At 62.6% G+C, this 18,993-nt stretch carries 17 protein-coding genes; 6 read left to right on the forward strand and 11 right to left on the reverse strand.

The features are described from left to right. Positions 1-76: 76 nt before the first annotated feature. From RFM40_RS02560 to RFM40_RS02600, 9 genes are all read right to left on the reverse strand, one after another. Positions 77-511 carry a hypothetical protein gene (locus tag RFM40_RS02560; RefSeq protein ID WP_320225956.1) on the reverse strand — a complete coding sequence of 145 codons (435 nt, stop codon included), beginning with the start codon at positions 509-511 and terminating at the stop codon, positions 77-79. Between the two features lie 328 nt (positions 512-839). Beyond that, entirely contained in the window at positions 840-1,907 is a 1,068-nt protein-coding gene (locus RFM40_RS02565; RefSeq protein WP_320225955.1) for a BMP family ABC transporter substrate-binding protein, read from the reverse strand. A gap of 51 nt (positions 1,908-1,958) precedes the next feature. Further along, positions 1,959-2,879: an ABC transporter permease gene (locus RFM40_RS02570; RefSeq protein ID WP_320220516.1), complete on the reverse strand. Its 921-nt coding sequence runs from the start codon at positions 2,877-2,879 to the stop codon at positions 1,959-1,961. Further along, on the reverse strand, positions 2,879-3,991 hold the full coding sequence (locus tag RFM40_RS02575; RefSeq protein ID WP_320277064.1) for an ABC transporter permease: 1,113 nt from the start codon (positions 3,989-3,991) through the stop codon (positions 2,879-2,881). Before RFM40_RS02575 ends, RFM40_RS02570 begins: the two co-directional genes overlap by 1 nt. Beyond that, on the reverse strand, positions 3,988-5,565 hold the full coding sequence (locus tag RFM40_RS02580) for an ABC transporter ATP-binding protein (protein WP_320225953.1): 1,578 nt from the start codon (positions 5,563-5,565) through the stop codon (positions 3,988-3,990). Before RFM40_RS02580 ends, RFM40_RS02575 begins: the two co-directional genes overlap by 4 nt. A gap of 327 nt (positions 5,566-5,892) precedes the next feature. Then, positions 5,893-6,870 carry a quinone oxidoreductase family protein gene (locus RFM40_RS02585; RefSeq protein ID WP_320277065.1) on the reverse strand — a complete coding sequence of 326 codons (978 nt, stop codon included), beginning with the start codon at positions 6,868-6,870 and terminating at the stop codon, positions 5,893-5,895. Positions 6,871-7,016: 146 nt separating this feature from the next. Beyond that, positions 7,017-7,778 (reverse strand): phosphatidylcholine synthase, encoded by a 762-nt coding sequence (gene pcsA, locus RFM40_RS02590; RefSeq protein ID WP_430691636.1) that lies wholly within the window; start codon positions 7,776-7,778, stop codon positions 7,017-7,019. 53 nt (positions 7,779-7,831) lie between these two features. Next, positions 7,832-8,446 (reverse strand): DUF1326 domain-containing protein, encoded by a 615-nt coding sequence (locus tag RFM40_RS02595; RefSeq protein ID WP_320225950.1) that lies wholly within the window; start codon positions 8,444-8,446, stop codon positions 7,832-7,834. Between the two features lie 12 nt (positions 8,447-8,458). Further along, entirely contained in the window at positions 8,459-9,352 is an 894-nt protein-coding gene (locus RFM40_RS02600) for a DUF2182 domain-containing protein (protein ID WP_320225949.1), read from the reverse strand. Between the two features lie 100 nt (positions 9,353-9,452). Between RFM40_RS02600 and RFM40_RS02605 the strand changes: the two genes are divergently transcribed. Further along, positions 9,453-10,664: a UbiH/UbiF family hydroxylase gene (locus RFM40_RS02605; RefSeq protein WP_320277066.1), complete on the forward strand. Its 1,212-nt coding sequence runs from the start codon at positions 9,453-9,455 to the stop codon at positions 10,662-10,664. A 201-nt stretch (positions 10,665-10,865) separates the two neighbouring features. Further along, positions 10,866-11,189, forward strand: a complete 324-nt coding sequence (hspQ, locus tag RFM40_RS02610) for a heat shock protein HspQ (protein ID WP_059188585.1) — start codon at positions 10,866-10,868, stop codon at positions 11,187-11,189. Between the two features lie 74 nt (positions 11,190-11,263). Here hspQ and RFM40_RS02615 read toward each other — a convergent pair whose 3' ends face one another. After that, positions 11,264-11,884 carry an invasion associated locus B family protein gene (locus RFM40_RS02615; protein ID WP_059188586.1) on the reverse strand — a complete coding sequence of 207 codons (621 nt, stop codon included), beginning with the start codon at positions 11,882-11,884 and terminating at the stop codon, positions 11,264-11,266. A 295-nt stretch (positions 11,885-12,179) separates the two neighbouring features. Between RFM40_RS02615 and RFM40_RS02620 the strand changes: the two genes are divergently transcribed. Both RFM40_RS02620 and RFM40_RS02625 read left to right on the forward strand, forming a co-directional pair. Further along, positions 12,180-14,000: an extracellular solute-binding protein gene (locus RFM40_RS02620; RefSeq protein WP_320277067.1), complete on the forward strand. Its 1,821-nt coding sequence runs from the start codon at positions 12,180-12,182 to the stop codon at positions 13,998-14,000. A 36-nt stretch (positions 14,001-14,036) separates the two neighbouring features. Next, positions 14,037-14,717 carry a DsbA family oxidoreductase gene (locus tag RFM40_RS02625; RefSeq protein WP_320225946.1) on the forward strand — a complete coding sequence of 227 codons (681 nt, stop codon included), beginning with the start codon at positions 14,037-14,039 and terminating at the stop codon, positions 14,715-14,717. Between the two features lie 174 nt (positions 14,718-14,891). Here RFM40_RS02625 and RFM40_RS02630 read toward each other — a convergent pair whose 3' ends face one another. Beyond that, positions 14,892-15,203 (reverse strand): hypothetical protein, encoded by a 312-nt coding sequence (locus RFM40_RS02630; RefSeq protein WP_320225945.1) that lies wholly within the window; start codon positions 15,201-15,203, stop codon positions 14,892-14,894. A gap of 194 nt (positions 15,204-15,397) precedes the next feature. Here RFM40_RS02630 and RFM40_RS02635 point away from each other — a divergent pair, with 194 nt between their 5' ends. Both RFM40_RS02635 and mgtE read left to right on the forward strand, forming a co-directional pair. Beyond that, entirely contained in the window at positions 15,398-17,290 is a 1,893-nt protein-coding gene (locus RFM40_RS02635) for an ABC transporter ATP-binding protein/permease (RefSeq protein WP_320225944.1), read from the forward strand. A gap of 280 nt (positions 17,291-17,570) precedes the next feature. Next, positions 17,571-18,935: a magnesium transporter gene (gene mgtE / locus RFM40_RS02640; RefSeq protein WP_320225943.1), complete on the forward strand. Its 1,365-nt coding sequence runs from the start codon at positions 17,571-17,573 to the stop codon at positions 18,933-18,935. Positions 18,936-18,993 lie beyond the last annotated feature (58 nt).

The following is an 18,993-nucleotide window of genomic DNA, read 5'->3' on the forward strand; positions in this document are numbered from 1 at the left end:
GCAGACGCCTCAATGAAAAGGGCGCCCTCGCGGCGCCCTTCGATTGTTCACCGCCCTCGGCTTTGACAGCCTCTCGTCAGAGCTTCACCGCCTCGATTGCCATTAGGGAACGGTCGATCACCTGATCGAGAGTCTCATTCAGGCGTGTGCCTGTTGCGACCGCCGACAGCCGTGCGGCAAATCCCAAATGGTAGTCGACGAACCACTCGGGGCGCGGCTCCGGCTCCGGAAACGGCCCCCACCAAGGGGGAAGCTTCGGGATCTTCGGTCGCGTGGGGCACCAGTCGTCGAGATCGCGCAACAGCGCTTTCATATCGAGCCCACCTCGCTCGGCCACCCATGCATGGCGGACAAATTCGTCAGCGACCGCGGCGCCCAGTTCATGCGGCGGGAGCGGCTGAGGATTGAGTGCGACTCGCACAAGCCCGCCCTGTGGTCCGTGCGGAATGACATCGAAGATGGCGGGAAAGCGTTTCCCGATGATTGCCAGAAGTTTTTTATTCAATTGCATAAGACCCCCTTCTGCGGACTCTTGTCACGCCAGCTGGTTTCGTCTGACTTGCGCGGTCAGCATGGAAGTAAAGGTCGGCGGCGTATGTGAAGGCGGTTACGGAACCTGCAAAGATATTGCTCCGGTCTCGCAAAGGCGCCGAATATATAAAACACGAAGCGAAGTTTATCTTGAATACTTGGCGCGCAAGGCGAGTCGAACGATCATTAGCCGACTGGCAAAAGCCAGGGACAGTTCCCGCCCGAGACGGAGAAATCTTGCCAATCGACCTTACAAACGAGAGAGGGCGCCACAAGGCGCCCCCTCCGGTTCGAAACGTCGTCGCCGCCTACTGCGGCAGCTTGTCGTCGATGCCTTTGACATAAAAATTCATGCCGAGCAGCGTGCCATCGTCGGCAACCTCGCCGTCCTTCAGCCACGGCGAGCCATCCTGCTTGGACACCGGGCCGGTGAAGGGGTTCCAGCCGCTGGCGATCTTCTTCTCGGTCGCTTCGGCCATGGCCTTGACGTCGTCGGGCATGTTGGTGAAGGGCGCGAGCTTGACGGCGCCGTCCTTGATGCCGAGCCACACATTGTCCGGCTTCCAGGTCCCGTCGAGAGCCGCCTGGACACGGCTGATGTAGTACGGGCCCCACTCGTCGGTCAGCGAGGTCAGCTGCGCGTTCGGTGCGAACTTGATCATGTCGGAGGACTGGCCGAAGCCGTGCAGCTTGCGCTCTTCCGCAACCTGCAGCGCGGCGGTCGAGTCGGTGTGCTGGACGATGATATCGGCACCTTGGTCGAACAGCGCCTTGGCGGCGTCGGCTTCCTTGCCCGGATCGAACCACGAGTTCACCCACACGATCTTGACCTTGAAGTCGGGATTGATCGACTGCGCGCCGAGTATGAAGGAGTTGATGCCCATCACCACTTCCGGGATCGGGAAGGAGACGATGTAGCCGGCCAGCCCCTTCTTCGATTCCTTGGCCGCGATCTGGCCGAGCACGTAGCGGCCTTCATAGAAGCGTGCGTTGTAGATGCCGAGATTGTCGCCGGTCTTGTAGCCGGTGGCATGCTCGAACATCACCTTCGGAAACTTCTTGGCGACCTTCACCTCGGCGTCCATGAAGCCGAAGGACGTGCCGAAGATGATCTTGCACTTCTCGCGCGCCAGGCGCTCGAAGGCGCGGTCGGCGTCGGGGCCTTCCGAGACGTTCTCGAGATAGGCGGTCTCGACCTTGTCGCCGAGCGCCTTCTCCACCTCGAGCCGGCCCTGGTCGTGCTGGTAGGAATAGCCGAAGTCGCCGATCGGACCCGTGTAGACCCAGCAGGCCTTCAGCTTGTCGGCCGCCTCGGCAGTCGCGGCCAGCGACAGGGCCGCGGTCGTGGTCATAAGCGCAATGAGCAGTTTTTTCATCGTGTTACCTCTCTGAATTAAGCCTTGGAGCTTCCCGTCTTTTTGTTGTCGTCAACGATCCGGAACGAACGGCTGCCCCAACGAAGCCGGTGTGTTCATCATCGTCAGCCGCTTGTTGCGCGAGATTAGAACGAGAACCACGATGGTTGCCAGATAGGGCAGCGAAGAAAGAAACTGCGAAGGCACCGGAATGCCAAAAGCCTGTGCATGAAGCTGGCCGATCCACACTGCGCCGAAGATATAGGCGCCGGCCAACACCCGCCACGGACGCCAGGAAGCGAACACCACCAGCGCCAGCGCGATCCAGCCGCGACCGGCGCTCATGTTCTCGACCCATTGCGGCGTATAGACCAGCGACAGGTGACCGCCGGCAAGGCCGGCGCAGGCGCCACCGAAGATGACGGCCAGATAGCGGTAGCGGATGACCTTGATGCCGAGCGCATGCGCAGAGCCGTGACTGTCGCCGATCGAACGCAGGGTCAGGCCGGTGCGCGTCTTGAACAGGAACCACATTACGGCGGCGGTCAGTGCGATCGAGACGTAGAACAACGGATCCTGGCCGAAGATCAGCCTGCCGACGACCGGGATCGAGCTCAGACCGGGGATGTCGAGGTTAGGCAGCCTGACGCCGGGCTGGCCGACGAAGCTTGTGCCGATCATGCCGGAGAGGCCGAGGCCGAGCAGCGTGAGCGACAGGCCGGTCGCCACCTGGTTGGTGGCCAAGGACAAGGTCATGACGGCGAAGAGCAGCGAGAACAGCGCGCCGACGATGATCGCGGCAAGCAGGCCGATCCATGGCGATCCGGTGAGGTAGCCGGCGCCGAAGCCGCCGACCGCGCCCATGATCATCATGCCTTCGACGCCGAGGTTGAGCACGCCGGAACGCTCGACCACAAGCTCGCCGATCGCTGCGATCAAGAGCGGCGTCGCCGCAGTGGCGATGGTCAAAAGGATGTTGACGGTGATGTCCATCAGCGGACCTCCTCGAGCTTGGGCGCGGCCTCGAGTTTCGGCGCGGCAAAGCCGATCAGACGAATGCGGTAGTGAATGAGCGTGTCGCAGCCGAGCACGAAGAACAAAAGCATGCCCTGGAACACCCGCGCCACCTTGTCGGAGATGCCGAGCGCGCTCTGCACCGCCTCGCCGCCGAGATAGGTCAACGCCAGCACCAGCCCCGCGGCGACGATGCCGAGCGGATTGAGCCGGCCGAGAAAGGCGACGATGATGGCAGTGAAGCCATAGCCGGGCGAGATCACCGGCTGCAATTGGCCGATGGCGCCGGAGACTTCAGAGATGCCGGCAAGGCCAGCCAGCGCGCCGGACAAAAGAAAAGTGAAAAAGACCATCTTGCTGAAACCGAAGCCGGCGAAACGCCCTGCCCTCGGGCTCGAGCCTAGCACGCGGACCTCAAAACCCTTCAGCATGCGGCTCATCATCAGCCAGACCGCCACGGCCGCGACCAGCGCGAAGACGAAACCCCAATTTGCGCGACCGGCATCCGGCATCAGCTCTGGCAGGATGGCCGAGTCGCCGAACTGGATGGTCTGCGGAAAGCCGTGGCCCTGCGGGTCGCGCCAAGGTCCGCGCACCAGCCAGTCGAGGAAAAGCTGCGCGACGTAGACCAGCATCAGGCTGGTCAGGATCTCATTGGTGCTGAAGCGGGTCTTCAAGAGCGCCGGGATCGCCGCGTAGAGCGCACCGCCGACCATGCCGAGCAAAAGCATCAGCGGCAGGACAAGAGGCCCTTCGAATTGAGGGAACAGCACCGGGATGATTGAGCCGAAAATGCCGCCCAGGATGAACTGTCCCTCGGCGCCGATGTTCCAGATGTTGGCCTTGTAGCAAACCGACAGGCCGACGGCGATCAGGATCAGCGGCGCCGCCTTGATGGCCAGCTCGTGCAACTGCCAGACCTCGCTGATCGGCTGAATGAAGTAGACATTGAAGGCGTTGAACGGATTGACACCGAGCAACGCGAACATGGTGGCGCCGGCAATCATTGTCAGCGCGAAGGCGATGAAGGGCGAGAGCACCGAAAACAGCGCCGAGCGCTGCGGGCGTTTGACCAGTTCGAGGCGCATCATGCCGTCTCCATGGTGTGTTCGGCGTGGCCGGGCTCGGCGCCGCCCATCAACAGGCCGATCTTTTCGAAGGTGGCTTCGGCGATAGGCAGCGGCGCGGACAATTCGCCGTTGTGCATGACCGCGATCGCGTCCGACAGCTCGAACAGTTCGTCGAGATCCTGGCTGATGACCAGAACCGCCGAGCCGCTGCGGGCAAGCTCGATCAGCGCCTGGCGGATATGGGCGGCAGCACCCGCATCGACGCCCCAGGTCGGCTGATTGACCACCATCACGCTCGGCTTGCGGTCGAGCTCGCGGCCGACGATGAATTTCTGCAGATTGCCGCCGGACAGCGCCGCAGCCTCCGGATCAGGCGCGCTCTTGCGCACGTCCATCGCGGCGATGATGCGCTGGGCGGCGCTGTAGACCGAACCGTTCTTGACCATCCCGCCGGAGCCGACGAAGGATTTGCCATCAGTCGCATGGCGCGACAGCAAAAGGTTTTCCGAAAGCTTCATGCGCGGCGCCGCGCCATGGCCTAGGCGCTCTTCCGGCACGAAGGCGGCGCCCATCAGCCGCCGACCGGTGATGGAGAGCGCGCCGGCATCCTTGCCGCGGATGCGAACCGAACCGGCATCCTGCTGCAGCACCTCGCCGGAGACGGATTCGAAGAATTCGCCCTGGCCATTGCCCGCGACACCGGCGATGCCGATCACCTCGCCGGCGCGCACGCTAAGATTGATGTTCTTGAGCGGAATGGCGAAGGGCGTCGCCGGCTTGCGGGTAAGCCCGCGGACTTCGAGCAGCGCCGGCGCGGTCTCGATGCCTTCGGCCGGCGCGCGCACCACCGCCTTCACCTCATTGCCGACCATCATGCGGGCGAGCGACGCGGCCGTCTCCTGGCGTGGATTGCAATGGCCGACCACCTTGCCGTGGCGCAGCACGGTCGCGCGGTCGCAGATGCGTTTGACCTCTTCCAGCCGATGCGAAATGTAGAGGATCGACTTGCCTTCGGAGCGTAGCCTCTCCAGCGTCTCGAACAGCTTGTCGGCTTCCTGCGGCGTCAGCACCGAGGTCGGCTCGTCGAGAATGATGAGTTGCGGCGTCTGTAAGAGGCAGCGGATGATCTCGATGCGCTGGCGCTCGCCGACCGACAGATCGCCGACCAGCGACTCCGGATCGAGCGGCAGGCCATAGCTATAGGACAGTGCCCTCGCCTTCGCGGCAATCGTGCTGATCGGCGAGCCGTCGTTGAGCGACAACGCGATATTCTCGGCCGCTGTCAGCGCCTCGAACAACGAGAAATGCTGAAACACCATGCCGATGCCGAGCTTCTTCGCCACACCGGGGCTGGTGATCCGAACGGCCTGGCCGTCCCAGAAGATCTCGCCCGAATTCGGCTCGAGCGATCCGAACAGCATTTTGACCAGCGTCGACTTACCGGCGCCGTTCTCGCCAAGCAGCGCGTGGATCTCGCCCTTCGCTATGTCGAGGTCGATATGATCGCACGCCGTCAGCGTGCCGAAAATCTTCGTAAGGCCGCGAACCTCCAGCAGGTTCGCCCTGTCATGATTTGCACTCACAGTGCCTCCCATCCGGTTTCCCGGATATGTTCTGTGTTCCCGAAAGCATGGTATGCGCGGCCGGCTCCCATCGGAAAGCAGCACCCAACTTGAAAGAGCTTCAAGAATTCCAGCGGAAACTCAAGGGGTAAGATAGGCCTGTTGTGAGCGCGAGAAAACCGGCGAAGCTGTTCAAGCGAACAGTGCCTTCACATATGGCAAGGCGCTGAAAAACAAGGCATCAGGCGAGAGCATGATGCCGAAAAGTGTGAAGTGGTTTTCGGGCGACATCATGCTCTATCTCTTTGATGTAGAGCCGGGTTCAGATTTCAGGTCGATTCGACCTGAAATCATCCGGCTTTAGGGAATGAGGATGGTTGTGCCCGTCGTCTTGCGGCCCTCGAGATCCGATTGCGCTTGTGCCGCGTCCTTCAGCGCATAGCGCTGGTTGATCTTGATCTCGACGGCGCCGCTCAGCACCACATCGAAGAGCGCTTGCGCCGACGCCACAAGATCTTCGCGTTTGGCATTGTAGACGAAGATCGTCGGCCGGGTGGCGAAGAGCGAGCCCTTCTGCGCCAGAAGCGACATCGAGAATGGCGGGATCGGCCCCGACGATTGGCCGAAGCTGACGAACATGCCGAGCGGCCTTAGGCAGTCGAGCGAGGCGGGAAAAGTATCGTTGCCGACGGAATCATAGACGACGTCACACTTCTTGCCGCCGGTGATGGCGGCGACGCCGGCGACGAAATCCTGCTCCTTGTAGTTGATGACATGGTCGAAACCATGCGCCTTGGCGAGCTCGATCTTGTCGCTGGAGCTTGCCGTGCCGATCACCGTTGCGCCGAGATGCTTTGCCCACTGGCCGAGGATGAGGCCGACGCCGCCTGCGGCGGCATGGTAGAGGATCGTGTCGCCGGCCTTCACTTTATAGGTACGGCGCAGCAGATATTCCGCCGTCATGCCTTTCAGCATCATGGCTGCCGCCTGCTCGTCGCTGATGCCGTCCGGCACCTTGACCACGCGATCGGCGGCGATCACCCGTTCCTCGGAATAAGCGCCGACATTGACGGCATAGGCAATGCGGTCGCCGGGCTTCAGCCAGTCGACGCCGGCGCCGACGGCGAGCACCGCGCCGGCCGCCTCGCTGCCCGGGATCAGCGGGAACCCGCCCGGCGGCGGGTAAAGGCCCGAACGGTGATAGACGTCGATGAAGTTGAGGCCGATCGCGGTGTGCCTGACCAGGATCTGCCCGGCGCCCGGCTGGCCGGGATGGGCATCCTCATAGGTCAAGACCTCGGGGCCGCCATGGGCGTGAATGCGGATAGCCTTGGACATCGCTCAACTCTCTTGGGAAGGGACAGAAGCAGGATCTAAAGCATGTCCCCCGAAAAGTGGGAACCGGTTTCGGGACAAAGACATCCGCAAAATCAAAAGCCTGAAGCGCATGGGGCGAATCCGAAGGATCGCGGCGCGCGTTAGCGTCAGGATTTCTTGGCGCCAAGATTGGGGAACATCTGCATGATACCCCCGATGCAGGCAAGATAGAGCCCGGTGATGGTGATGCCGATCTTGGTGAAGTCGCTGACCTGTTCACCCAGGACGCCGATCTGGTTGTAGAAGCTGGCGAGTGCGGCCTGTGCCAGCGCAAGCGCGCCAAAGGCGCACCACAAAAGGATCATAAAGAGATTGAGCGATCTGAGCCGGACTACCCGCACCGGATGGATGAAGTTGATCGGCAGAAAGGTGAGGATGCCAGCGACCACGACCACGGCGAAAGAAACCCACGGACCCGGTTCGATGACGAAGAGCGTGAACACCACCATGTTCCAGACGACCGGGAACCCTTTGAAGAAGTTTTCCTTCGTCTTCATGCCGGTGTCGGCGTAGTAGATCGCGCTCGACACCACGATGATGGCTGCCGACAGGAACGACAGGTTCTCACCCATGAATCCGCGCTGGTAGAGCGCGAAGGCCGGGATGAGCACATAGGTGACATAGTCGATGATGTTGTCGAGCATTTCCCCCGACCAGGTCGGCAGGATCTCCTTGACCTCGAGCTTCCGGGCGATCGGGCCGTCGATGCCGTCGACGAAGAGCGCCAGCCCCAGCCACCAGAACATCGCCGTCCAGCGCTCCTCGCTGGCCGCGACCAGCGACAGGAAGGCGAGGAACGAACCGGACGCGGTGAGCAGGTGCACCGAAAAAGCACGAGCCTGCGGCCACGTCACCTTCTTCTTCGGCAGCGGAATCCGCTCCGCGATTTTCTTGGCCGCTTTCCTGGCCGCTGTGTTCTTGCTCACGGGCCTCGCCAGTCCAGCTTGCAGATCTCGGCCGAACGGCCGGCAAAATTCCAATTGCGGCCGAAGGCCCGCATCTTGCTCTTGTCGGACTTCGCCACGATGATTTCCGACGCGATCCAGTATTCGGAATTACTGATCACCGTATCCTTCTCGCGGTCCTTGCCTAGTACAGGCGTCACTGCGCCGTCGATAATCCGCGGTATCTGGAAGACGCGCGTCCTGTCACGCGTCTCATAGGTGATCGGCACCTGCTCGACGCCGAGGAATTTGCCGACCAGGATCGACAGCAGCGATGTGGTGCCACCGGCCTTGCCGGTGAAGATTTTTGTCAGCGCCTTCACCGCGTATACCGAGGCGCGCTTGTCGATGAACAGCCCGGCGGTCCAGTTGCCTCGGCTCATATAGCCCGGGATTTCCATGATCAGCCCGAGATTGAGGCCGGAGAGGTCCACCTCGCCGAAATGGCCGGCATCGATGCGGAATCCCGCCCAGGTCTGGCAATAGCCCTCGGTCGGCGGATGGCTGCCGAGCGACAGAACGCAAGGGCAGAAAACCGTGCAATTGCAGGAGAGTACCAGCTCTCCCTTCATCGCCCAGCTTTGATCGGTCATCGAATTCTCCCCTCACGCCGAAACTAATAGCAGGGCGGCAGCCCACACAAGCAGTATCGCACCGCCCATCCGGCTTGCCACCCTGCCGGTGGTCTGTTTTTCGATCAGGGTGAACAGGCCGATCAGCGCCATCCAGAAGATGTTCATCGCGCCAACGGCGAACATCACCAGCATCAGCGCCCAGCAGCAGCCGAGGCACCAGACGCCCTGCTGCAGGCCCAGACGGAAAATGCGCCACGGTTGCGCGCTCCAGTTGGCGAACAGGATCGAGAACGGGTTCCGGCATTTCTTCAGGCAGGCCTGTTTCAAGCCGCTGAATTGATAGAGGCCGGCAATCGCAAGCGCAGCAGCACCAGCCAATCCGACGACCGGATCAAGCATCTGCCCCGCGGCGGCGAAGCGATAGACTGCAAGTGTCAGTACGGCAAATGCCGCCGACGCCGCAAGCCAGGCTGAGAGGTATCCGGCCACCAGAACCAGTGGATGGACGACGGGCTCGTGCTTGATCCGAGCGGTATCCGCAATCTCGCAATATGTGCGGATCATCGGCGCCGCCGAAGGCAGCATCGCCGCCACGGCCATCAGGAACCACATCAGGACGAGCGCTAACTCCTGCGGGCCTGCCGAGCCTGCAAGCGGAGCCGGCGTAAGGCACAGGGCGAAAAGGCGGTCGACGAATTCCGGCAGCGGCAATCGCGGCAGGTCTTTGAGCAGCGCATCGCCCGGAGCGCCGCCGGCAAGCCGGCTTTCGGCGCCGCGGACCGCCATGGCAGCGAGGATGAGCCAGGCAAGCGCGATGCCCGCGCCAATGGTGAGCGTCACCGCAAGGCGCGGGCTGCGCGCGAGTCCTGCCGTGGCGCGGCCAGCGCGGTCGAGATGGCTGAAATCATGCTCCTGCCCGGTCATGGCAATCGAATGGGCCGAATCGCCGCGTTGATCAAGCCCGCCGATCTGCCCTATATCCGCACATAGGCCCGATGGCCGCCCATCACTATGGAAGCCTCGCGTGGAGCAGAACGACAAAGCCCGCATATTGGTTGCCGGCAGCGGCCCGGCCGGCCTTATCGCAGCGCTGGGCTTTGCCGAGGCAGGTTTTGCCGTGACGTTGGCGGGCCCCGGAGCCACGACCAACGATAGCCGCACTACCGCGCTCATGAACCCTGCCCTGAAAGTGCTCGACCGGCTGGGCGTGCTTGCCGAGCTCAGGTCGCAGGCGGCGCCGCTCAAGGTGATGCGGATCGTCGACGCGACACGCAGGCTGATCCGCAGCCCAACCGTGACCTTTCGCGCCAGCGAGATCGGCGAGGAGCAGTTCGGGTTCAATCTGCCGAACAAGATTCTGATCCCGGTGCTCGCCAAGGCGGTTGCGGATCACCCCGGCATCGAGTGGCGGAAGTCGATGGTCGAGACGTGGCGGCTTGACGCCGACCGGGCCCACGCGAGCCTGGCTGACGGCAGCGAGGTTTCCGCGTCGCTGGCGGTTGCCGCCGACGGGCGCCTGTCGCCGGCACGCGACGCCGCCGGCATCAAAGCTTCCGCCCGCCCCTATCCCCAGTCGGCGCTCGTTCTCAATTTCAGCCATCGCAGCGAGCATGGTTTTATTTCGACCGAATTCCACACCGAGACCGGACCGTTCACGCAGGTTCCGCTGCCCGGCAAGCGCTCCAGCCTGGTCTGGGTGGTGAAGCCGGAGACGGCAAAGGAACTCGCGGCATTAGACGATGCCACGCTGTCCGTCCGGGTCGAGGAGCAAATGCAGTCGATGCTCGGCCGGGTTTCGGTCGAGCCCGGCCGCCAGGTCTATCCGCTGTCGGCGGCCTCGCCTGGCCGTTTCGCGCAGAACCGCGTGGCGCTTGTCGGCGAAGCGGCCCATGTCTTTCCGCCGATCGGCGCCCAGGGCCTCAACCTCGGCATCAGGGATATTGACGATCTGATTGGAATCGCCAGCGAAAATCGCGACGATCCAGGGTCGAGGCTAAGTCTCGCCGCCTATGACACAAGGCGCCGTCCCGACATTTTTGCGCGCAGCAGCGCGGTGAACCTGCTCAACCTGTCGCTGCTGTCCGACATGCTGCCAGCGCAGTTGGCGCGCAGCGCCGGCCTCAACGTGCTGGGCAGCTTCGCGCCGTTGCGCGCGTTCTTCATGCGCGAAGGCCTGCGGCCCGGCAGCGGCTTTCGCGCGCTCGCCGGCGGCTTCAGGAAACAGGCCGCGCGCTGAGCGATACATTTGGACCTTGCGCTTTCCGAAACCATTGCATCCGCCGGCAGCGCTGCGGCATGGAATTGCGGCAATGTCTGCGCCAATGGTACCAAGCCGAAAGTCGGGGTCGATTTTTGGCTGCGTGATGTGTAAATTCAAGACCTTAGGCGCCTTGTGCGCAAGCCACTGACGGCGCCTCGGTCCTAGGTGGTGAGTGCGATGAAGACGGCCAAATTCGCGATCGGGCAAGTGGTTCGCCATCGGCTGTTTCCGTTCCGTGGCGTGATCTTCGATGTCGATCCGCAGTTCGCCAACAGCGAGGAATGGTACGAAGCCATTCCCGCGGACATGCGTCCGCACAAGGACCAGCCCTTCTACCACCTTCTCGCAGAGAATTCCGAGACCGAGTACATCGCCTACGTATCCGAGCAGAACCTGCTCGAGGATCGGTCGGGCGAGCCGGTGCGGCATCCGCAGATCGGCGAGATGTTCGACAAGCTGCCCGACGGTCGCTATGAGCCGAAACGTCATTCGAAGCACTGAAGGCTCGACAGGCGGCAACAAAAAAAGCGGGGTGCTTGCCCCGCTTTTTGCATATTGGAGAAACGCTCCGGCGATCAGTTGGCGGTCTTCGCCTTGTCCTGCTCTTCCTTGAGCTTCTTGGCGAAGTCCTGGTTGTTCTTGGCGACGAAGTCCTGCAGCTTCTTCTGGCGGTCCTCGATGTCCGACTGCTGCAGCGGCGGGCCGTCATAGGCGCCGCTGAAGCCGGTCAGCGCGACCTTGATCGGGTTCGGCTGGTTCTGGAAATTGATCGAAGTGAGCGAGATCGCCTGGCCCTTCTTGAAGGACGCGACGAGCTGGTCGGTCAGCGGCACTTCGGCCACGCAACGATCAGGGAAGCAGATTACATAGTCGAGCTTCTGCGCCTTGCCGGCGTCGATCTGCAAGCCGATGCCCGGGGGAATGAGGCGCCCGGTCGGCACCGTGACCTGGAACACCTTGCGGTTCACCTTGCCCTTGAGCTCGATCAGGCTGACGCCGGTGACGAGCTGGCCATTGCCGGCGGTGACGATGTTCTGCACGTTGCAGATGTCGACGTCTTCCTGCTTGGTGCAGGCCTTGAACCAGCCCTGCGGAATCTGCGGCTGCTGCTGGGCCGAGGCGGTGAAAAGCCCGGCGCCCAGGACGCCGACCACGCCTGCGGCCAGCACCGAAAGGCGATACGCGTTGCTCGTCATATGGTGCACTTTCCTCTCAAATGATCCCGGGGACCGGCTTCTTCGTGCCGTGCGGTCCCGCTACCTGTTGCCCAAATGAGGCAACAGCATGACTTCGGAGCGCGTGTTACACTGCCAGCGGTGCCGAATCCAGCCCGGTTTCCGCGATTTCTTCTCGGTTCGAAGTCACTCGACGAACCCCGGATTGGCGATGGACCGGCCGAACCCAATTCCCATTGGCGCGCCGATTCAATCGGGGGGCGAAATGCTCTAGGGTGCGTGTCGAATCACAAAGCCGCCCGGTAAGGAGACGGTCATGGACCGCGTTCTCGTTCGGCTGATCGCCGCGCCCTCGTTTCTGGCCCTCTCGCTGCTTCCGGCTTTGTCGGAGCCGAAGCACGGCATCGCCATGCAGGGCGAGCCGGCGCTGCCTGCGGGCTATCAGCATTTCGACTACGTCAATCCCGATGCGCCGAAAGGCGGCAGCGTCACCTATTGCGTGGTCGGCAGCTTCGACAACCTCAACCCCTTCATACTCAAGAGCCTGCGCACCACCGCGCGCGGCATGATCGACACCGTCTACGGCAATCTCATCTTCGAGCCGTTGATGCAGCGCAATTACAACGAGCCTTTCAGCCTCTACGGCCTTCTCGCCGACAGCGCCGACATGGACTCGGAGCGCAAGAGCATCGAGTTCCATCTCAACCCCAATGCCAAATGGTCGGATGGCCAGCCGGTGACGCCGGAGGACGTGCTGTTCACCTACGATGTCTTCACCGACAAGGGCCGCCCGCCTTACAGCGACCGCATGAGCATGATCGCCAAGCTGGAGAAGACCGGCGACCACAGCGTGAAATTCACCTTCAATGACAAGGCCAATCGCGAATTTCCGCTGATCATCGCGCTGACGCCGATCATCCCCAAGCACGCTTTCGACAGGGACAGCTTCGACAAGACCACGCTGAAGCCGCTGATCGGCAGTGGCCCCTACACGGTGGACAAGGTGCAGCCCGGCCAGCGCATCGTCTTCAAGCGCAATCCCGATTATTGGGGCAAGGATATTCCCTCGAAACGCGGCTTCGACAATTTCGACCAGATCACCATCGAGTATTTCCTCAACGCCAACGCCAAGACGGAAGCCTTCAAGAAAGGCATCTGCGCCCTCGACGACGAGACCGATCCGGTCAAGCGCGACCGCGATATCGACTTCCCGGCCTTTCGCAAGGGTGACGTGAAGCAGGAATATTTCGACACCGGCATTCCGCCTGTGGTGACGGGCTTCCTGTTCAACACCAGGCTGCCGAAATTTGCCGATCCGGTCGTGCGGCGCGCGCTAGGCATGCTCTACGACTTCGAGTGGGCGAACAAGAACCTCTTCGCCGGCAAGTTCAACCGCACGATGAGCTTTTGGCAGAACTCCGAGCTGTCGGCGCTCGGCCATCCGGCCGACGAGCGGGAGAAGGCGCTGCTCGCCCCCTACCCCGGCCGCGTGCCTGCCGAGGTGATGGACGGCAGCTGGCGGCCGCCGGTCACCGACGGCTCCGGCCAGGACCGCAAGGTGCTGCGAGCGGCTTTCGAGATGCTGAAAGGCGCCGGCTATCATGTAGAAGGCGGCAGAATGGTCGATCCCCAGGGGAATCCCTTCGGCTTCGAAATCATGACGTCATCGCAAGATGAGGAGCGGCTTGCGGCGCTCTATCAGCGCACGCTGGAGAAGATCGGCATCGATGTTACCATCCGCAGCCTCGACGGCGACCAGATCCAGTCGCGCAAGCAGCGGTTCGACTTCGAGGTTCTGATTGGAACGAGCGGCTTCAACAATTCGCTTTCGCCCGGCAGCGAGCAACTTGGGCGCTGGGGATCGGTCGCTGCCAAGCAGGAAGGTTCGTTCAACCTCGCTGGTGTCGCCGACCCGGCGGTCGACGCCGCGATCAACGCCATGCTGAATGCCCGCGCCAAGGAGGACTACGTCGCCGCGGTGCGCGTTCTCGACCGGCTGCTGATCTCCGGCAACTACATCGTGCCCATGCAATACAACACGCAGCAGTGGCTGGCTTACTGGAGCTACCTGGAACATCCGCAAAAGACCCCCATATTCGGCTATCAGCTGCCGGCATGGTGGCGAAAGCCCAACTGACGCAAACCCCGACCGGCGCAAAATGCGGAGACGACCATGACAGCCGAGAACTCGATCACCGTCGATGTGGTGTCCGATGTCGTCTGCCCCTGGTGTTTCATCGGCCAGAAGCGGCTGGATAAGGCGATCGCCGCTGTCGGCGATGTCGGGGTGCATGTGCGCTGGCGGCCCTTCCAGCTCGATCCGACCATTCCGCAAGGAGGCATGGATCGCCGCCAATACATGCTGGGCAAATTCGGCAGCGAGGAGCGCATCCGCCAGATCCATGCGCGCATCGAACCGCTCGGTGAAGCGGAAGGCATCCATTTCGCCTTCGGTGCCATCAAGGTCGCGCCGAACACGCTGGACGCGCACCGCGTCATCCGCTGGGCGGGTGCCGCCGGCGAGGATGTGCAGAACCGGCTGGTGCGCCGCCTCTTCCAGCTGAATTTCGAGGAAGGGGCTGATCTCGGCGATTTTGCCGTGCTGACCGAGGCAGCCCGCGAAGCCGGCATGGACGCCTCCGTGGTTGAAACGCTCTTGCCGACGGACGCCGATGTCGACGCCGTCCGCAACGAGATCGCCACCGCCTCGCGAATGGGCATCACCGGCGTGCCCTGCTTCCTGCTCGAGGGCAAATATGCCGTGATGGGCGCGCAGGACGCCGACACGCTTGCCGACGCCATTCGCCAGGTCGCCCAGGCCAAGGCGCGCGGCGAGCTGGAAACCGCGGGCTGACCTGAAGTTTATTTTGCCATCACCTTCGCCTTGCTGACGAGAAGCCGCGGCCGCTGCCGCCCGAAGTCAATCCCTTGGTTGATGACAGGCAAGTGATTGGCTCCCTCGCTTCAGCTGTTGCCGTGACCGAACTCGGTAGATAGTCGAGGCAGCTCTGCTCGCCGGGGCTCCTGGTCAAGGTCGCCGGCCCTTCGGCGCCAAAATCACCGTCATATAGCTCGGCTCGACCTGAGCCGGCGCCCCGTCATGGGCTCGGAAAAATGACGGTTGGATCGAATCGAGGGCGGCGGTTTTTCGAGCATTCCAGTTGCCGCCCAATAGCGAAACCGGGCCGGCCGGCACGCTTTTCCGTTCACAAAGCCGTGTTTTTAGTTTCCCTAGGGGAAAGGCGGCGATGCCTTGGATCGTTGCCGTCAACCTTCTGGAATAAAACACAAAATCCCTGCTGAGGGCAACCAGCCGTCGATGCTCTCCTGTTGCCTTCATGCCACTGCGGGTAACCCTGTTCACATTCGGGGGCAGAAAATTAATGGAAAATGATCAATTGGTGTTACCATGTGTAACAAAACAAGAAAGGTTTGGGCGGGATCGTGATTCGGGTCGGCAGACCGCGACGTACAGTACCGGCAGAACTACCCAGCGAGGCGGCAAAGCCCTCGCACCTGACGCCGGTATCGTCGATGCGTACCTTCTGGGGGCTGATGCGAGCCTACTGGTTCTCCGACCGCTGGAAGGAAGCCTGGACCCTCACCCTCGTGATTGCGCTGCTCACCGCGCTCTCCAGCAAGGCAGGCGTCTGGTTTGCCATGGCGTCCGGCGAGATGGTGAATTCGATCGCCTTCTTCCACGACGCCGCCAACACCAATCCGCTGCAGGCGCTTCTCACCAATGCCGGCATATTGGTGCTGCTGGTCGTGCTCAAGGATGCCGGTTTCACCGGCGTGCGCAACCTCGTTTCGACGACCTTGCATCGCAAATGGCGCGGCTGGCTGAACAGCCAGTTCAACCAGGCGCTGCTCGACGGCAACCATACCCATTTCCATGCCCAGCATGGTTCCGTGGCCGGAAGCATCGTCGCTCCCGACAACATAGACCAGCGCATCCAGGAATCGATCAAGGACATGACGGGCGGCGCGATCGGCCTCGCCATGGGCGTGCTGGGTGTCGCGACCTCGCTCTACTTCGTCGGCGAGAATCTCATCGGAGCCTCCGTGGAGGTCAAAGGGCTGGAGTTTCTCGGCAGCTATGGCAGCGCCGTGCTCGCCTTCCTGGCGGTCGCTACTTACGTGCCGCTCAACACCTGGATTGCGGTCAAGCTCGGCGGCATGCTCGAGCGCCTCAACATACGCATGCAGCAGGCCGAGGGCAGCTATCGCGCCGAGTTGACGACATTCCTGCGCCGCAGCTTCCATGTCGCCGCCTCGCATGGCGAGGATGTGCAGAAGACCATGCACGACAGGCTCTATGTCGACATCGACAAGACTTGGGGCCGGCTGAACGTCGTCAACACCAGCTACACGTCGTTCGAGCTGATCTACAATTTCATCGGCGCCCGTATCGTCTCCTACGGCCCCGGTCTGGTGCCGTTCATCCACAACGGCTTCGATCTGAAGGGTTACATCACCGGCTCCGAAATGGTCGCCCAACTGATCAGCCAGTGTTCGTGGTTCATCCATGTCATGCCGGCGATCGCGACGCTCCGGGCCAACAGCCAGCGCGTGACCGAGCTTGCCAACGCCGTCGAGAACGTCCAGCAGCCGCAGGAATTCTATCGCCAGACCGGTCGTTCGGACTTTAGCTACGCCACGCAAAACCCTGTCTTCGGCCTGACCATCCAGAAGCTCGAGCTGGCGCATCAGGGCGAGGATGCAACGCCCTTCCTCAGCGCCGCCAACTTGCGCTTCCGCCGGGGTGAATGGACCTTCCTCAAGGGCGAGTCCGGTTGCGGCAAGACCTCGCTGATCAAGGCGATCAACGGCCTGTGGCCCTATGGCCGCGGCACTATCGTGTTCCCGGAAGGGGTGACGAGCTTTTACGCCGCCCAGGAAGTGAAGCTGCAGCAGGTCTCGCTGAAGCAGCTTGTCTGCCTGCCGGGCTCCGAGAACGACCACAGCGACATGCAGGTCGCGGCGGCCTTGCATAAAGCCGGTCTCGGTGAATTCATCGAGCACCTGACTGACGAGAGCCGCGAGGGCAAGATCTGGGATCAGGTCCTGTCCGGCGGCCAGAAGCAGAAGCTGGTGGTCGCCCGCATCATCCTGCAGCAGCCTGGGCTGCTGTTCCTCGACGAGGCGACCGGCGCGCTCGATCCTGAAGGCAAGATCGCCTTCCACGAGGCGATCAAGGGCAACTGCCCCGATGTCACCGTGATCAGCGTGATGCACGAGGCCGTGCCGCCGCGGTCGCTCTCCGGAGAGGAATTCTACCACAGCGTTGTCGCGATCGCCGACGGCGTCGCGACCAAGAAGCCGCTGGTCCCCACCCTGCCGCGCGAGCTCACGACCATCCTCGCCCAGCCGCCCAGGCCAGCCGAGGACAAATGGCTGCGCTTCCGCCGGCTGAAGCAGAAATAGCAGTCATACCAAGCCTTTGACCGGCCGGCCTGGTTCGGTCGCGGCTGCCGCCGATCACAGTCTCGCGAGCCGGCGTGCATTCGTTCATTTTCCGCGCTCTCCACGATTGACTCGACAAAGCGCGCTCCTATGTTGCGCCCGCTCGCAGAATTCCAACCCGAAACCAGCGAGCGGAAAGGTCAGCCCGCCATGCCTGGCGACAGTCACAGTCGAACGCAACCGCCGTCCGCCTTGACGTGACCTGATGGCTCACGTCCTGCCGGACGGCAAGGAGTGAGCCATGAACGAATTCGCACCCGTATTGGACGACGAAGCGATCGCCGTCGCCCGTGTTCTTGCCAACGATCACGTCGCCGACGTCGTCGAAGCCCTCAACCACGAACCCCATGAGACGGCCGTCGAGCTGCTCTGCGCGGTGCCGTTCGAGCGGTTGGTCGAAATCTTCGACCAGCCGGAGCTCGAAAACGCGCCGAAGCTCACCGAAGCCTTGCCGCGCTCCAAGGCGAGCGAGCTTTTGACCGCCATGTCGGTCGACCGCGCGGCCGACATCCTGCGCGAGCTCGACGCGGCGGCCCGCTCCGAGCTGCTCGGCGCGCTTGCCCCGCCGCTGCGCGCGACGCTGCTTTCCATTCTCGGCTACCCCGAGGGCAGCGCCGCCTCGATCATGACGACGGAATTCGTCAGCGTTCCTTCGGACTGGACCGTCGGCCGCACGCTCGACTACATCCGCAAGGTCGAGCGGACGCGCGAGACGGTCTATGCGATCTACATCGTCGATCCGGAAACGCAGCTCCTGCTGCGGGCGACCGGCTTGCGCCGGCTGATCACCGGCGAGCCGGAGGACTTGATCCTGTCGGTGGCGCCGGATCGCATGCCGGTGACGGTCACGCCGCTGACCGATCGCGAGACGCTCGCGCAGACTATCTCCAAATACGACCTGCTTGCCTTGCCGGTTGTGGATCACGGCAGGATCCTTGGCATCGTCACCGTCGACGACATCATCGACACTATGGTCGAGGAGACGACCGAGGACGTGCACCGTTTCGGCGGCATGGAGGCGCTGGACGAGCCCTATATGAAGATGGGCTTCCTCGCCATGATCCAGAAGCGGGCGGGCTGGCTCTGCGCGCTGTTCCTCAGCGAGATGCTGACGGCCAACGCCATGCAAAGCTACGAAGGCGAACTGGAGAAGGCGATCGTGCTCACCCTCTTCATCCCGCTGATCATGAGCTCGGGCGGCAATTCCGGCTCGCAGGCGACCTCGCTGGTCATCCGAGCGCTGGCGCTGCGCGAGATCGGCCTGCGCGACTGGTGGCGAGTGGCGCTGCGCGAGCTGCCGACCGGGCTGGTGCTGGGCTCCATCCTCGGCGTCGTCGGCATCTGCCGGATCATGCTCTGGCAGTATCTCGGCCTCTACGACTACGGCCCCCACTGGATGCTGATCGCGGCAACGGTGGGCGCCGCACTGGTCGGTATCGTCGCCTTCGGGTCGCTGTCAGGATCGATGCTGCCTTTCGCGCTGAAGCGCATCGGCTTCGATCCCGCGAGCGCCTCGGCGCCGTTCGTCGCCACGCTGGTCGACGTCACCGGGCTGGTGATCTACTTCTCGGTGGCGCTGGTAATCCTGCGCGGCACCCTGCTTTGAACTTGGGTATCACCGCCGCCGACTTTGCCGGCGGCGGCTCCAAGCCACCGCTTATTGC

This window comes from Mesorhizobium captivum (assembly GCF_033977165.1).
GTDB lineage: Bacteria > Pseudomonadota > Alphaproteobacteria > Rhizobiales > Rhizobiaceae > Mesorhizobium > Mesorhizobium captivum.